Here is a 16,222-nt window from a genome sequence, read left to right on the forward strand (position 1 = left end):
TCGCAAATCCGAAACTGTGATCGAATTCTCCTGTTAGTGATTAGCTTTGTAGCTGACTAAAATGCTGATTAACTTTTATCCACCCCGAAGATTAACGCAATTCTACAGGTACAGCAAATACTATGTTTTCTTCACGGCCTGGGTGTTCGATAACTTCATGACCCCCATAGGATTTTAGTTGCTCGATTACTTGCTTTACCAATACTTCTGGCGCTGACGCCCCTGCTGTAACCCCTACTTTTAGTATGTCTTTTAGCCAGGCTTCATCGATATTGTTAGCTGTATCGATTAGATAAGAAGTCGTGCCAATTTTTTCGGCCAATTCACGTAAGCGATTTGAGTTTGAGCTGTTTTTAGCACCTACCACTAACAACAAATCCACTTGTTCTGCAATTGATCTTACAGCATCTTGGCGATTTTGTGTGGCATAACAAATGTCGTCTTTGCGAGGTCCTTCAATTGCAGGGAACTTGGTTTTCAACGCATCAATCACATCACTTGTATCGTCTACTGATAGAGTGGTTTGGCTACAGTAGTGCAATGCATCAGGATTTTTAACAGTAAGGGCTGCTACATCTTCTGGTGACTCAACTAAGTAAATACCACCTTCTGCGCTGTCATACTGTCCCATTGTGCCTTCCACTTCAGGGTGGCCGGCATGGCCAATAAGCACACACTCGACCCCTTTACGACTGGCACGAGAGACTTCCATATGCACTTTAGTCACTAACGGGCAAGTGGCATCAAATACCTTTAATCCGCGCTTTTTAGCTTCGTTGCGAACGGCTTTTGAGACACCGTGTGCGCTAAAAATAACGGTTGCATCGTCAGGTACTTCATGGAGTTCGTCGACAAAAACAGCACCTCGATCTTTTAAGCCATTGACAACAAATTTGTTATGAACAACTTCGTGACGCACGTAAATTGGTGCATCAAATAAATCTAAAGCGCGGTCAACGATGCTGATAGCACGATCTACACCTGCACAGAAGCCACGCGGATTTGCTAAGATAATTTCCATCAAAATGCCTACTTAATTTCTACCACGTCAATAACGAAAGTAACGTCTTGCCCAGCCAAAGGGTGATTAAAATCAACAGTAACAGACGCACCAGATACTTCAGTAACCATACCAGGTACTTCCCCGCCAGGCGTTGTAAAGGTAATTATGCTACCCACTTTGGCCGGTGTGTCTGCGTCAAACTTATTGATATCTACATAATGTACATTGTCTGGGTTCTTTTCGCCAAATGCATCTTTGGCAGCAAGAGTGAACTCTTTCGTTTCACCTTCACTCATGCCTAACAATTGGGCTTCAAACGCTGGCGAGATACTTTGATCGCCCATATTGATAATGGCAGGTTTGTTATTCACTTTAGTGCTATCTGCGGCAGAGCCATCTGATAACTTCATGGTGATGTGGGCAACTAGGCTTGAGTCTGCGGTAATTTGTGTCATTTGTTACTTCTTAAATTAGGTACTTCTTAAATTAGTTACTACTTATTACTTTCTTTGCCAGCTTATTGCTCGCCGCCGTCTTCTCTATCGTGCTGACCAAAGAAAGAGTCATAAATCATTAGGGCTGCGCCAACGAAGATCACCGAATCGGCAACATTAAATGCAGGCCAGTGAGACTTTCCTACGTAAAAGTCGAGAAAATCGATGACATAGCCAAACAACACGCGGTCAATTAAGTTGCCAAGTGCGCCACTTAGCATTAACGCAAAACCAACCCCTAGAATACGGTTTGACGATGGTGTTTTAGATAGCCAATAGATGAATAAACCACTTGCCAAAGCGGCTATTGTGGTGAAAAACCAGCGCTGCCAGCCTCCTTGATCAGCTAAGAAGCTAAAAGCAGCACCTTCGTTATGTACATAGGTCAAATTAAAATATGGCATAACAGCAACACTTTCGTACAAATCAAAAGTGCCTGCGACCCAGTGTTTTGTCACTTGATCGACAATGAGAAACAGGACAGTAAGCCACAGCCATTTTAGCCCAGTTGAAGAAAAAGGTGATGATGAAGAAAAGCTCACGTCAGAATTCCTTTAACGAATAAATCTATCGGTAGAAGAAAATAAACCGCTGAAATTCAGCGGTTTATTTTGGAAGTGTCAGTTATGCGAACTGTCGCTGCTCACCGTCGCCATCAACGTTAGTTACACAACGTCCACATAGCTCAGGGTGGGCTTCAACCGCGCCGACATCGTCAGTAAAGTGCCAACAACGATCACACTTAGTACCTGCTGATTGCGCAACCGCAACTGATAAACCTTCAAGCTCAGTTGCTACGGCTTCGCTAGGCGCTGCGTCAGTTGAAATCGCCGCGCCTGACGTGATCAGTACAAAGCGTAGCTCGTCACCTAATTTCGCAAGTTTATCTGCAAGCTCAGCTTGCGCATACAAAGTAACTTCAGCTTCAAGCGCTTTTCCTACTTTCTTATCTTTACGAGCAGATTCTAGCGCTTTGTTAACTTCAGCACGTACTAATAAAATGTCGTTCCAGTAATCGTCACTCAGCTCGCCATCGTTGGTAATACCAGCAATGTCTTCAAACCATACATTAGTGAACACAAACTCATCACGCTCGCCAGCAGCCGGAGCAGGCAATGCTTGCCAGATCTCTTGTGCAGTGAATGACAAGACTGGTGCCATCCAACGAGTCATCGCTTCCGCAATTAAGTACATTGCGGTTTGACATGAACGACGCGCATGGCTGTCAGATTTAGCTGTGTATTGACGATCTTTAATGATGTCTAAGTAGAAGCCACCAAGCTCCGTTGTACAGAAGTTCATTAGCTTGTGCACCACTTGGTGGAACTCGTATTCATCGTAAGCATTAACGATTTCTGCTTGCAGCGCAGCAGCTTTGGCTACCACCCAACGATCCAACGCCACCATATCTTCAACGGCAACTGAATGCTGAGCTGGCTCGAAACCGTTAATGTTAGCTAACAAGAAGCGTGAAGTGTTACGAATACGACGATAAGCATCTGCTTGACGCTTAAAGATTTCATCGGAAACGGTAATTTCTTGCGTGTAGTTAACCGAAGCAACCCACAAGCGAAGAATGTCTGCTCCTAGCTTATTGGTAATCTCTGATGGCGTGATCACATTGCCTAATGACTTGGACATTTTCTTACCGTCAGCATCAACGGTAAAACCATGGGTTAATACCGTCTTGTATGGCGCACTGCCATTAATCGCCATCGCTGTTTTTAATGAAGACTGGAACCAACCGCGGTGCTGATCAGAGCCTTCCAAGTATAAATCTGCTGGATAACCTAACTCTTCGCGTTGTGCCATAACAGAGTAATGGGTAACGCCAGAATCAAACCAAACGTCTAGCGTGTCAGTTACTTTGCTATAAGCATCAGCGTCATCGCCTAATAAATCACTTACTTCTAGGTCGAACCATGCGTCCATACCTTGCTTTTCAACAAGCTTAGCCACTTCTTCAATCAAACGTGGCGTGTCTGGGTGCAAGGCTTGTGTTTCTTTGTGAACAAACAAGGCTATTGGTACGCCCCAAGTACGCTGGCGAGAGATACACCAATCAGGGCTCGACTCTAACATTGAATCAATGCGCGCACGGCCCCAGTCAGGAATCCACTGCACACCTTCAACAGCACCTTGAACTTCTTCGCGAAGACTATTCTTAGTCATGCTCACAAACCATTGAGGCGTCGCACGGAAAATTAATGGTGTTTTCGTTCTCCAGCAGTGCGGATAGCTGTGAGTAAATTTGTCTTTAACAAGTAAGTTGCCATGCTCAGCAACGACATCAATCACTTTCTCATCGACTTTGTAGACGTGCTCACCCGCGAACAACTCGACATTACTGCGGTAAATTCCGTTATCGTCTAAGTAGTTTAACGTTTCGATGTTGTATAGTTTGCCAACATTGAAATCTTCTACACCGTGATCTGGTGCGGTATGAACACAGCCCGTACCCGCATCGGTTGTAACGTGATCGCCTAAAATAACAGGTACTTTGCGCTCATAGAAAGGATGATTAACTTGCAAGTGTTCAAGTGCAGCACCGTTGACGCGACCAACAATGGCGAAGTCTTCCACGCCTGCGCGTTCCATCACACTTTCATGCAATGCTTCAGCAACTAACAAGCGTTCCTCGCCTGCTTGTACAATAACGTAATCTAACTCGGCATTAACGCTAACTGCTTGGCTAGACGGCAGTGTCCACGGCGTTGTTGTCCAAATAACAACAGAAATTTTGCCGCTACCTGATAAGTCTGACACAAGCTCTGCTAGCACAGATTCATCAACAACCGGATATTTTACATCGATAGAGAAAGAAACTTTGTCGGCGTATTCAACTTCCGCTTCTGCAAGCGCAGAACCGCCAACAACACTCCAATAAACTGGTTTAAAGCCCTGTTGTAAGTGACCATTTTCCGTGATTTTACCGAGCGCGCGAATAATGTTGGCTTCAGTTTCAAAATCCATTGTTAAGTACGGATTTTCCCAGTCACCAAACACACCTAAGCGCTTGAAGCTCTCACGCTGGCCATCGACTTGCTTTGCCGCGTACTCACGACACTTCTTACGAAACTCTGTAGCTGATAGTTTGTGGCCTGGTTTGCCAAATTTTTTCTCTACCACTAACTCAATCGGTAAACCGTGGCAATCCCAGCCAGGTACGTACGGCGAATCGAAGTCAGATAAGGTTTTTGCCTTAACAATAATATCTTTAAGAATTTTGTTTACCGAGTGACCTAAGTGAATGTCACCATTGGCGTATGGAGGGCCGTCATGCAAAATAAATGACTTCTTACCTTTTTTCGCCGCTCTAATTTTGCTGTAAAGGCCCTTGTCAGCCCATTCTTTCAGCATTTGTGGTTCACGATTTGCCATGTTGCCGCGCATTGGGAAACTGGTATCTGGCAAATTCAAGGTATGTTTGTAATCACTCATTTATGTCGATATCCGTTAATTCAAATCTGGTCAATCTAACGATTCTATTCAATTCGCTTAGTCTAATTTTACCCTAACTCAATGATTCGTTAGTTTTTTGGACTAAGGCTCGCTAATTTAAGTTTATGTAACTTAAGCCATCTTGGCTTGATATTCAGTTACATAGTGACGCGCCTGTTGGCTGTCTTTGTTAATCTGTTCGGTTAGCTCTTGCAAAGAGTTAAACTTACGTTCTGCGCGCAGTTTATCTAGTAAAACAACTTCTAATATCTGACCGTACACATCTTGGTTAAAATCGAAAATATGCACTTCAAGTTGTTGTCTAATGCCTGCCACTGTAGGTCTTGAACCAATATTGGCAACACCAAAATATGTCCCGGCTTTGCTATTCACTTGCACCGCATAGACACCAGATACTGGCGATACACGGCGTTTAAGCTTGATATTAGCCGTCGGGAAGCCTAACTCTCGACCACGTTTGTCACCGTGGAAAACACGACCATGAATCGAGTAAGGTCTGCCCAGCATGCCTTGCGCGTCAGCTAGTCTGTCTTGCTCTAAGGCTTGACGGATCTCGGTACTACTAATGCGGCAATCATCTAATTTAAAGCTCGCGGTATCCGAAACACCAAAGCCAAATTGCCCGCCCGCTTGGCTCAGCATTTTAAAGTCGCCAGTGCGATTCTTACCAAAGCGAAAATCATCGCCAATGATCAAATGCTTAATACCAAGCTGTTTAACCAACAATTGCTCGATAAAGTACTCGGCCGTTTGGCTAGCAAAAGCATGATTAAAGTTCACACAAATTAAGCGCTCTACCCCAAGCTCTGCCAGCAAGGCATATTTATCTCGTAAGCGAGTTAATCGAGCTGGCGCCGTTACAGGGCTAAACAACTCTTGCGGCTGCGGCTCAAATACCATCACAGCAGGCACACAATTCAGTGCTTTTGCCTGCTCTATCAATGCGGTAACAACGCGCCGGTGCCCTAAGTGAACGCCATCGAAATTACCTATGGTCAATACACAGCCGTGATCAGCTGGTTTTATGTTATGAATTCCGCGAATTAACTGCATTGAGCGATTCAATCTTGTCTGTTTAATCTTTTGGCCTAGCTTAGCTGATGTGTTTTTAGGCATTCATCAGTTATCAGCAAGTTAGCCTATCTAACCTAAAAAACCGACGAATTATATATTAGTCTCAGTAAAGAATCAGCATTTAACGAGCAGAAATCGGGCTATTTTTATCAACCTTAAAATCACTGAGTTTTACTCGCATTAGCCATAGCAAAGCAAAGTAAACAATAACGCCGGCAACAATCAAACCACTGATATGTACTAACTGCTGTGAAAATACCATTGCAAACCACTCATTTTCGCTTGGCTGAAAATAGATAATAGCGCTAGCCATTAGCGCAGAGGCGACAACTAACTTCGCAAAAAACCACTTGGTTTTATTGGGGATGGTGAACACACTACTGTTTTTCAACCCACGATAAAGCAGGAAGGCATTTAAAGTTGCCGATAAGGTAGTTGCCATTGCCAAACCAACATAGCCATAAAACGGCGCTAACATTAAATTAAAAGCCATGTTTGCCACCATGGCAATTATGCCTATTTTAACCGGAGTTTTGGTATCTTGACGTGAGTAGAACCCTGGGGCGAGCACTTTAATAAACATAAAACTTACTAAGCCAGAAAGATACGCATAAAGGGCGTAAGACACTTGCTGCACATCGCTTTGACTGAATTCACCGCGCATAAACAATAGCATGATGATAGGCTGAGCAAGCACCATTAACCCAGCTAACGCTGGCATTCCCATCAAGCAAACAACCCGCAAGCCCCAATCAATGGTAGAAGAAAATTCTGTTTTATTTTCTCTAGCGTGCAGCCCAGAAAGGCTCGGTAAAATTACCGTGGCAATACCGATACCAAATAAACCAAGGGGAAACTCCAGTAAACGATCTGCATAGTACAACCAACTAATCGAACCCGTGACCAAGAAACTGGCAATTAAGGTATCTAACAGCAGGTTAATTTGGGTAACAGAAACACCAAACAAAGCAGGCACAATTAGCTTGCGAATTTTTGCCACTCCAGGTGCATGCCACGCCCACTTGGGTTTTACCAAAACACCTGCGCGATATAAAAACGGCAGTTGAAACAAGAATTGCACTAAACCACCAAAAAATACCCCCCATGCTAAGGCGTAAGCAGGCAAATCAAAGTATGGAGTCAAGAAAATAGCACTGGCAATTATACAAACATTGAGTAATACCGGTGTGAAAGCGGCAGCGGCAAACTTTCCTAAGGTATTCAATATTGCGCCAGCAAGTGCGGTTAGGCTAATAAACCACAAATACGGAAAAGTAATTTTGAGTAACGTAGAAGCCAGCTCAAACTTAGTGCCTTGCTCGCCTCCGTGCCACCAATCGAGAAACCAGCCAAAACCAAACAGCGCAACAATAACGGGCGAAGCTATCATACCGAACAGAGTTACGAGAGATATCACCACCCCTAACGTGCCAGACACCTGTGCAATCAGCTTTCTGGTTTCATCTGTGCCACTTTTTTCATCTTGTGCTTGATACTCACTGAGCACTGGCACAAAAGCCTGCGCGAACGCTCCTTCAGCAAATAAGCGTCGTAAAAAGTTGGGAATTTTATTAGCAAAGAAAAATACGTCAGCACCTGCACCTGTTCCCATGAAGTTAGCGATAACCACGTCACGCACTAATCCAAGTACACGGGAAATCATGGTCATGGCGCTAACAATAATGCCTGACTTAATTAACTTTTTACTCACTCTGTTTGCTCAATAGGGAAAATAGACAAAAGAAATATTATGACGGTAACTCAAAGCGTTAAACAAGCAGAGAATGTTCTGTTTACCGCTAGTACTGCAATTTAGTTATTTCTGGCTCGTTATGTGTAGCAGCGCTAAAAATCGCAGAAATAACGCAGCTCACTGACGCAAATGGCTATTATTAAACCAATAAATAAATGCTAGTTTGTTTAATGGGAGTTATTAATTTAGCGGTAATTAATAAATCTGGTAATATTTATCGCTAAATCAATTGACAATTCCTCAGAAAAAAGGCATATTTTGCCGCCTTAAATTTAGGCTATATTTTATCACATTTAGGAGTTCACCTTGGCTAACTCAAAGCAAGCTAAGAAACGTGCGGTACAATCTGAAAAGCGCCGTCAACACAATGCAAGCCGTCGTTCAATGATGCGTACTTTAGTTAAAAAAGTAATCGCTGCAATTGAAGCCGGTGACAAAGAATTGGCAACAAAAGAATTAGCAGCTGCGCAACCGATCTTAGATCGTTACGCAACTAAAGGTCTTATTCACAAAAACAAAGCCGCTCGTAGCAAGAGCCGTTTAAACGCTGCTATTAAAGCACTTTAATTTGTTTTTGTAGACGCTTCTTTATAAGCACTTTTAATAGTTGTTAATAAATAAGCGATGTTAAAAACCGGCACCTAAGCCGGTTTTTTTATAACTGCATTTTTATACCTACACGTTTATGCCCGCGCGCATTAAGAGCTATTGACAGCTACATAATCCGTAAAGCCTCATTTAGAATAGTTGCACCCTGCAATGTTTTTTCCTACTCTTTTTGCCGTCAATGATAATGAGAATTCCCCGTATGAATCTACATTCAACAACCAATAACAAATCAAACAAAGCTAAGCTAAGCAAACTTGCTGTTGTTGTTTTAATCGCCACATCAGCACTATCAGCTTGTAGCGACAACACAGCAAAATCTGAGCAAGCACCAACATTAGTTGAAAACCATGAAAATCGCTTAGACATCTATAAAACGGTTACGCTGAGTGCTGATTTAAATCACCTATCTGACAATCAAAAGCAAATGCTATCGCTGTTAATTGATGCATCTAAAATTATGGATGATCTATTTTGGAAACAAGCATTTAACCAAGATAAAACAGCGTTTCTGGCAAAATTAAGCGACCCGAAAGTAAAAGCTTTTGCTGAGATTAATTATGGTCCTTGGGATCGATTAGATGGTGACAAAGCGTTCTTAACCGGTTTTGATGCAAAATCTCACGGCGCACAGTTTTACCCAGCAGATATGACCAAAGCCGAGTTTGAACAAGCAAACTTCGCCGATAAGCAAGGGTTATATTCCATTGTTGAGCGTGACGCCAATGGCAAGCTTACGTCAACAGCCTATTCTGAAATCTACACTGATGAAATCAATCGCGCCGCCGCTATTCTAGAAAAAGCAGCAGGTTTTGCCGATAATCAAGAATTCGCTAACTACCTTAAGATGCGTGCTAATGCCCTTCGTGCTGACGATTACCAAGCATCAGACTTTGCCTGGATGGACATGAAAACCAACCCAATTGACGTGGTGATTGGTCCAATTGAAACTTATGAAGATCAGTTATTTGGCTACCGCGCAGCGTTTGAGTCTTATGTGTTAGTAAAAGACTTATCTTGGAGTGAGCGTTTAGCGAAATACGCCGCATTTTTACCAGAGCTGCAACGTGACTTGCCTGTGGCGAAGAAATACAAGCAAGAAACACCGGGCTCAGATGCAGACTTAAATGCCTACGATGTTATTTACTATGCGGGGCATTCAAATGCAGGTGGCAAAACAATTGCGATCAACCTACCAAATGACGAAGAAGTGCAATTAGCCAAAGGTACACGTCGCCTGCAACTAAAAAATGCCATGCGCGCCAAATTTGATGCAATTATGCTACCGATTGCCGAGCAGCTTATTGTGCCAGAACAACGTAAGCACGTAACTTTCAATGGCTTCTTTGCGAACACCATGTTTCATGAAGTCGCACACGGTTTAGGCATTAAAAACACCATCAATGACCAAGGCACAGTGCGCCAAGCACTAAGAGAACATGCCTCTGCGCTTGAAGAGGGCAAAGCTGACGTACTTGGCCTTTACATGGTCAAACAGTTATTGGCGAAAGGCGCAATTACCGAAGGCACATTAGAGGATTACTACGTTACCTTTATGGCGGGTATCTTCCGCTCTGTGCGCTTTGGCGCGAGCTCTGCGCACGGTAAAGCAAATATGGTGCGCTTCAATTATTTCCAAGAGCAAGGTGCCTTTAGCCGTGACGAACAAGGTTTATACAGCGTAAATATGGAGAAGATGACGCAAGCTGTCGATTCATTATCTGAGCTAATTTTGACGCTGCAAGGTAACGGTGATTACGCAGGCGTTGATCAGTTGGTCAAAGAAAAAGGCCTGATCAAAGAAGACCTAGCGAAAAGCTTAGCGAAACTTGAAGCTGCAAATATTCCTGTAGATATCGTATTTGAGCAAGGCAAACAAGTTCTAGGGCTGAAATAGCCTTATTTTGGACGAGTCAGTAAAAGTAAAAAAAGCCGAAGCTTAGCTTCGGCTTTTTTATGTCTAACGTAACTTTTCTCTTAAGTTCTCTACTCGTTATTTTCGCTTTCAATCAAACAAACGCAGAATAGTGCTCGCATTGTCACTATTAATTCTGTATATAAAAAGCACAATAATAAAAATAACTGAAATTACGAATCTTAAATTACAACGAAAATACAACAGGTGAACAATGGATAGTTTTGATTTTATCATTGTTGGGGGAGGTTCTGCTGGCTGCGTCCTAGCTGATAAGTTATCTGCAGATGGGCAATTTCAAGTATGCCTAATTGAGGCTGGTCCCAAAGACAGCTCACCATTCATTCATGTTCCTCTGGGAACGATTGAGCTTATGCGCAGTAGTAAATACAACTGGCTATACGATACTGCCCCTGAAGCAACTCAAAACCAACGTCAAATATTTAACCCTAGAGGCAAAACACTCGGTGGTAGTAGCTCGGTTAACGCTATGCTTTATGTTAGAGGCCAAAAAGAAGACTATGATGCATGGCGTGATATGGGCAATGAAGGCTGGGGGTATGACGACGTACTTCCCTATTTTAAAGCCACTCAGCACCAAGAACGTGGCGCTGATGATTATCATGGGATAGATGGTCCGCTCAATGTCGCTGAGTCACGCTGTAAACTGCCCGTATTCGATAAATTTATCAGCTCCGCAGCCAATGCTGGTTACCCAATAAATAATGATTTTAATGGCGCCTCACAAGAAGGTGTTGGCTACTACCAAGTAACCCAAAAAGACGGTGAACGCTGCAGCGCCGCCAAAGCATTTTTGACTCCAAACTTAGATCGCCCCAACCTCACCGTTTTAACCGAAGCTATGGTTGAAAAAGTGCTATTTGAAGAAAAAATCGCAGTGGGTGTCAGAATAAAACATAAACAAAAATGGAAAGAAATTGTTGCTCATAAGGAAGTCATACTCAGTGCAGGCGCATTTAATTCTCCTCAGCTCCTTATGCTCTCAGGCGTAGGTCCAAAAGCTGAACTAGAAAAACACAATATTCCTGTAGTACATGAGCTAGCTGGGGTCGGGCAAAACTTACAAGATCATGTAGACATTATCGTACTCAATGAGTACCAAGAAACCGATGGCATTGCGTTTCGTCCTGTTGCCATGGCAAAGCTCGCTCCAAGCATTCTAAAGTACTTTACCAAGCGTGAAGGTGTACTCACTAGTGCAGCGGCTGAAGCAGGCGGCTTTATCAAAACAGACAGCACACTAGAGCGACCTGATATTCAGCTACACTTTATGCCTTTTGCGATGGACGACCATGGTCGTAACTTAACAATGCTTTGCCGCTATGGGGTGGCAATGCATGTTTGCTTGCTAAGACCCAAAAGCAGAGGACAAGTTACTTTATTTGGCAATGCCCCGCATTTACACCCAAAAATTGAACTTAACATGCTTTCTGACAAAGATGATCAGGCACTTATGGTTGAGGGAGTGCGCAGGGTTAGAGAAATTTTCGCTCAACACCCACTTGCAGGAGAGCTAGGTAATGAAATCTACCCGGGTGTATCTGCCACCACAGACGAAGATATTCTAGCCTTCCTTAGAGAGCGAGCTAATACCATTTATCATCCAGTGGGAACATGTAAAATGGGTAGTGATGAAATGGCTGTGGTAGATAAAGACTTAAAAGTACACGGCTTAAAATCGCTGCGCGTTATTGATGCTTCAATCATGCCTACGCTTATCAGTGGGAACACCAATGCGCCAACCATTATGATTGCAGCTAAGGTTGCCGACTCCATACTCGCACAACACCAGTAAATTTATTTTTTGGAATTGAATGAATAATGTCACTTGCATGGTCTAGTGACATTATTACTTCACTCATTTAATTTCAGGAAAGCTATGAAATTTCAATCAATCTGCTTAGCAGCCAGCCTTTTCTTACTGACAATTAGCAACGCTTTTGCAGAACAAAAAGCTTCATCAAATACACCGTCAAATATTGTGCCGGACTGGCAACTCACCATGCAAAATGGTGAGCCAATAAATTTGAAAATGTTTGAAGGTAAGCCAGTAATTTTGCATTTTTGGGCGACTTGGTGCCCATACTGTAAGCGCCTGCAACCCAAATTAGTAGAATTAGTCGAAAAACACCCAGAAGTGGTATTAGTTGGTATTAGTTTCAACGAAGATGAAGACGCTAAACCTCAAGATGTATTAGCAGAGCGCGGTTATACTTTTAAAACAGCCGTTAATGGCGAAGAAGTCGTTAGAAAGTTCGGTGTTTCAGGCACGCCAACCACTTTCTTTATCAAGCGCAACGGTGAAGCCATTTTTAAATACACCAGCTCAGACGTTAAAGACCCTCGCCTTCTAAAAGCCACACAGGTTATTGCCGAAAAGTAATTAATTGACTTGTTTTATTAACTTAGCTTACCGACTTAATTTACAAGCCTAGTTATCCGATTAATTCAATGGTATCAGCCAGTCTCACTATTGGTTGATACCTGACGCCTTATTTCGCCCGTACAGCTTATATTTCAGTTTACGTCGCTCTGACTGTTTATAGGTCCAGTCAAGAGCTTTAGCAATTGCATTTTTAGCTCTTGCTTCATGACCTTTAGCCATATAAACCTGATATAAGCCAACATAAGCTTGGTTAACGTATGGCGCTAATTCAATCGTACGATTAAAAAATGCGATGGCTTGCTGATAGTTACCTTGCTGTTGTGCTAAATAAGCCTGATCGAGCCAGCTGTAAGGGTTGGGATCTTCAAGTTTCGCCATTTTTTCATGCAAACTATTAGCCTCTTTAGTGCGCTGTTGTATAGACAATAAGGTTGCATAGTTACTTAACAACGAAAGATTATTGGGTGCGCGATTCATGGCATATTTGTATATTTGCTCTGCCGTGTATTCATCCCCTTTTCGACGATGAACCACGGCTAACAAGTTCATTACTTCAACGCTAGCAGGGTCATACTGGTAGGCTGTAAGCGCATTAGCAAAGGCTGTTTCCAGATCACTTGCGACTAATGCATCAGTTGCAATATTTTTGTAGTACATAGCAACAAACTGATGGTACTTAAGGTAACGACTCTTTATGTTGCTTGAGTCTGGAAAGTAATCAATCACAACGCCTGCATTGGCGAAAATAGAACTAAGCCGCCCTTCGCTGGGTGCTGCAAATAACTTGGTTTGCACATGGATTGATGACAACACCAAGTTATTCTGCTTTTCAAACACAGGTAGGGTGAGCACTTCCCTAAAAGCTAAATCAACATCCGCTAAACGCGCCAAGGCAGTAGTCAAAATAGCTAAGCTCATACAATTGCCTTCCAAGCTAGCCATTGCTTGAGAGGCGGTATGCGTTTCGCCGTAATAAGTAAAATTTGACAGTTTACTGAGCAAGTAGTCACTGATGATTTTATGCTTGTCGTCTCCCTTAGCTAGTGCCTTGTTATAATAATCTAGAAACTGCTGTTGTTGAGCGGCACTAAGACTGAAAAGCGCTTGTTCTGAGGTAATATCGACGGTTTGAGGGTTAAATAGATGATAAGCGATCGGTAGTGTTTGCGCTGCGTTTTTTTGATTAACTTGCTTAGCCTGCCCGCCATGGTGATTACTACAGCCAACAACCATAAAAACGAATATCAAAACCGCTAAACTACGCATTGTCACTCCTTAACTACCAATTCCTTTGTGCACGAAGACATTATTTACATTAATACTTGGTTAATAAAAGGTCTACTAATATTTTCGTAATATAGTTAGTTGTCGTAATTTAGTTAGATGTATTGTGCTGAGACTGGAAATGATGTGCTTGCCATATGAATATGTGATGGAGAGATCAGTGGCCGCCTGCCAAGCATTGGCCCTCTCCCACAAAAAAGGCCAGCAAAATGCTGGCCTTTTAAATCACTATGAATCTAGTATTTTAATTAAAATACGAACTCTTCTAGGTCATGTGCCATCATGCTGTCTGCACCGTTTTCGATACATGCGGCATGACCGTGTGCACGAGGTAAGATACGTGCAAAGTAGAAGCGAGCTGTTTTGATTTTCGCTTCGTAGAAGGCTTTGTCTTCTGTACCTTCAGCCAACTGAGTGAAAGCAACCTTCGCCATTTTCGCCCAGAAATAAGCAAGTGTTAAGTAACCTGAGTACATTAGGTAGTCAACCGATGCTGCGCCAATTTCATCTGGGTTCTGCATCGCTTTCATGCCAATTTCTTGCGTCATTTTCTGCCAGTTAGGCGCAATGGTAATCATTGGCTTAATGAACTCGCTCATTTGCTCATCAGTTACATTTTCAGTACAGAACTGTGTAACTTCTGCTGCGAACGGCTTAATTAGTTCACCTTTCGAACCTAAGATTTTACGCGCAAGTAAATCAAGTGCTTGAATACCTGTAGTACCTTCGTATAAACAGCTGATCTTAGTATCACGCATCAACTGCTCCATGCCCCATTCTTTAATGAAGCCATGGCCACCGAATACTTGTACACCGTGACTAGTACACTCAAGACCTAATTCAGTAAGAAAAGCTTTAGCGATTGGCGTTAATAGCGCTAACTTGCTTTCAGCTTCAGCACGTTTCGCAGCGTCTTTTTCTACTTCAACAATATCAACTAGCTGTGCTAAGTAACCGTTTAATGCACGACCACCTTCAGCAATCGACTTTTGCGTAAGTAGCATACGACGCACGTCTGGGTGTACGATAATTGGGTCAGCTGCGCCGTTTGGGTTCTTAGGCCCTGTTAATGAACGCATTTGTAAACGGTCTTGTGCGTAAGCTAGTGAACCTTGGAAAGCTGCGTCAGCCGCTGCAACACCTTCATTGGCAACACCTAAACGTGCCGCATTCATAAAGGTAAACATGCAGTTTAGACCACGGTTAACTTCACCAATTAAGTAACCTTTCGCGCCATCGAAGTTGATAACACAAGTCGAATTTGCGTGAATACCCATTTTGTGCTCAATTGAGCCACAGTTAACACCATTACGGTCTGCTTTTTCACCGTCGGCAGTTGCATTGAACTTAGGTACAACAAACAGAGAAATACCTTTAGTGCCTGCTGGTGAACCAGGAATACGAGCAATTACAATGTGAACAATGTTGTCTGATAAATCGTGCTCACCTGCTGAGATGAAGATTTTAGTACCCGTTAGTGAGTATGAACCGTCGTCATTTAACTCAGCTTTGGTACGTAACATACCTAAATCAGTACCACAGTGTGGTTCTGTTAAACACATAGTACCAGTCCAAGTACCTTCAACTAGCTTCGGCATGAACATGTTTTTTTGCTCTTCAGTACCATGCGCTTCTAACGTTGCTAGTGCACCATGGCTTAGGCCTGGGTACATTGCGAAACTGTGGTTTGCAGCTGATAAGAACTCACCAATTGCAGTATTAATTGAGTGCGGTAACCCTTGACCACCGTGCTCAACAGGTTGAGATAATGTTGGCCAGCCGCCTTCTACGTATTGTTGGTATGCTTCTTTAAAGCCATCAGGTGTAGTGACAATACCGTCTTCCCACTTACAGCCTTGCTCGTCACCGGATTGGTTAATTGGCGCAATCACTTCTTCAGTGAACTTACCCGCTTCGGCCATAATTGCGTTTACCATGTCAGGTGTTGCGTCTTCATAGCCTAGGTTTTGGTAGTGTGTTTCACAGTCTAACAATTCTTGCATCACGAACTGCATGTCACGCAGTGGAGCTTTATATTCTGGCATTGTTGTTTCCTCAAAATTGATCCCACCACCAACTGGTCGGACTAGTTATACCCATACATTTTAACAAGGTTGACAGCCATTTTAAAAGTACAATCTAGCTATCTATGCTCAATATAACCTTGGTTTATACAAGGCTATTGTGGCTGTTAATAGCTATGCTTTTCTTGTTGGGCATTAAA

12 protein-coding genes are annotated in these 16,222 nt (G+C 42.9%); 4 read left to right on the plus strand and 8 right to left on the minus strand.

The features are described 5' to 3' along the window. Positions 1–91: 91 nt before the first annotated feature. From ispH to murJ, 6 genes are all read right to left on the minus strand, one after another. Positions 92–1,021, minus strand: a complete 930-nt coding sequence (gene ispH, locus DXX94_RS06145) for a 4-hydroxy-3-methylbut-2-enyl diphosphate reductase (RefSeq protein WP_116014563.1) — start codon at positions 1,019–1,021, stop codon at positions 92–94. A gap of 8 nt (positions 1,022–1,029) precedes the next feature. Then, positions 1,030–1,458, minus strand: a complete 429-nt coding sequence (gene fkpB, locus DXX94_RS06150) for an FKBP-type peptidyl-prolyl cis-trans isomerase (RefSeq protein WP_116014565.1) — start codon at positions 1,456–1,458, stop codon at positions 1,030–1,032. A 62-nt stretch (positions 1,459–1,520) separates the two neighbouring features. Beyond that, positions 1,521–2,039: a signal peptidase II gene (gene lspA, locus DXX94_RS06155; RefSeq protein WP_116014567.1), complete on the minus strand. Its 519-nt coding sequence runs from the start codon at positions 2,037–2,039 to the stop codon at positions 1,521–1,523. 82 nt (positions 2,040–2,121) lie between these two features. Further along, the gene (gene ileS / locus DXX94_RS06160) at positions 2,122–4,938 is read right to left on the minus strand and encodes an isoleucine--tRNA ligase (protein WP_116014569.1); all 2,817 of its coding nucleotides are present in this window, start codon (positions 4,936–4,938) and stop codon (positions 2,122–2,124) included. 132 nt (positions 4,939–5,070) lie between these two features. Further along, positions 5,071–6,012 carry a bifunctional riboflavin kinase/FAD synthetase gene (gene ribF, locus DXX94_RS06165; protein ID WP_116018337.1) on the minus strand — a complete coding sequence of 314 codons (942 nt, stop codon included), beginning with the start codon at positions 6,010–6,012 and terminating at the stop codon, positions 5,071–5,073. A 142-nt stretch (positions 6,013–6,154) separates the two neighbouring features. Continuing rightward, positions 6,155–7,744, minus strand: coding sequence for a murein biosynthesis integral membrane protein MurJ (gene murJ / locus DXX94_RS06170; protein ID WP_116014570.1), 1,590 nt, complete (start codon positions 7,742–7,744; stop codon positions 6,155–6,157). A 348-nt stretch (positions 7,745–8,092) separates the two neighbouring features. Here murJ and rpsT point away from each other — a divergent pair, with 348 nt between their 5' ends. The 4 genes from rpsT to DXX94_RS06190 all read left to right on the plus strand — a co-directional run bounded on the left by rpsT (position 8,093) and on the right by DXX94_RS06190 (position 12,711). Continuing rightward, positions 8,093–8,353, plus strand: coding sequence for a 30S ribosomal protein S20 (gene rpsT / locus DXX94_RS06175; protein WP_115999434.1), 261 nt, complete (start codon positions 8,093–8,095; stop codon positions 8,351–8,353). A 241-nt stretch (positions 8,354–8,594) separates the two neighbouring features. Continuing rightward, positions 8,595–10,289 (plus strand): dipeptidyl-peptidase 3 family protein, encoded by a 1,695-nt coding sequence (locus tag DXX94_RS06180; RefSeq protein ID WP_116014572.1) that lies wholly within the window; start codon positions 8,595–8,597, stop codon positions 10,287–10,289. Between the two features lie 232 nt (positions 10,290–10,521). After that, on the plus strand, positions 10,522–12,123 hold the full coding sequence (locus DXX94_RS06185; protein WP_116014574.1) for a GMC family oxidoreductase: 1,602 nt from the start codon (positions 10,522–10,524) through the stop codon (positions 12,121–12,123). An 84-nt stretch (positions 12,124–12,207) separates the two neighbouring features. Continuing rightward, on the plus strand, positions 12,208–12,711 hold the full coding sequence (locus DXX94_RS06190; RefSeq protein WP_116014575.1) for a TlpA family protein disulfide reductase: 504 nt from the start codon (positions 12,208–12,210) through the stop codon (positions 12,709–12,711). Between the two features lie 87 nt (positions 12,712–12,798). Here DXX94_RS06190 and DXX94_RS06195 read toward each other — a convergent pair whose 3' ends face one another. Beyond that, positions 12,799–13,980, minus strand: a complete 1,182-nt coding sequence (locus tag DXX94_RS06195) for a tetratricopeptide repeat protein (protein ID WP_116014577.1) — start codon at positions 13,978–13,980, stop codon at positions 12,799–12,801. A gap of 266 nt (positions 13,981–14,246) precedes the next feature. Continuing rightward, the gene (locus DXX94_RS06200) at positions 14,247–16,043 is read right to left on the minus strand and encodes an acyl-CoA dehydrogenase C-terminal domain-containing protein (RefSeq protein WP_116014579.1); all 1,797 of its coding nucleotides are present in this window, start codon (positions 16,041–16,043) and stop codon (positions 14,247–14,249) included. Between the last annotated feature and the right edge of the window lie 179 nt (positions 16,044–16,222).

This window comes from Thalassotalea euphylliae (assembly GCF_003390375.1).
GTDB classification, from domain to species: Bacteria; Pseudomonadota; Gammaproteobacteria; order Enterobacterales; family Alteromonadaceae; genus Thalassotalea_F; species Thalassotalea_F euphylliae_A.

Bases quoted from the DNA above. Each gene is read 5' to 3' on its own strand.
- ribF (WP_116018337.1), bottom strand. From the start codon at position 6,012: ATGCAGTTAATTCGCGGAATTCATAACATAAAACCAGCTGATCACGGC.
- ispH (WP_116014563.1), bottom strand. From the start codon at position 1,021: ATGGAAATTATCTTAGCAAATCCGCGTGGCTTCTGTGCAGGTGTAGAT.
- DXX94_RS06180 (WP_116014572.1), top strand. From the start codon at position 8,595: ATGAATCTACATTCAACAACCAATAACAAATCAAACAAAGCTAAGCTA.
- DXX94_RS06185 (WP_116014574.1), top strand. From the start codon at position 10,522: ATGGATAGTTTTGATTTTATCATTGTTGGGGGAGGTTCTGCTGGCTGC.
- DXX94_RS06195 (WP_116014577.1), bottom strand. From the start codon at position 13,980: ATGCGTAGTTTAGCGGTTTTGATATTCGTTTTTATGGTTGTTGGCTGT.
- fkpB (WP_116014565.1), bottom strand. From the start codon at position 1,458: ATGACACAAATTACCGCAGACTCAAGCCTAGTTGCCCACATCACCATG.
- DXX94_RS06190 (WP_116014575.1), top strand. From the start codon at position 12,208: ATGAAATTTCAATCAATCTGCTTAGCAGCCAGCCTTTTCTTACTGACA.
- ileS (WP_116014569.1), bottom strand. From the start codon at position 4,938: ATGAGTGATTACAAACATACCTTGAATTTGCCAGATACCAGTTTCCCA.
- DXX94_RS06200 (WP_116014579.1), bottom strand. From the start codon at position 16,043: ATGCCAGAATATAAAGCTCCACTGCGTGACATGCAGTTCGTGATGCAA.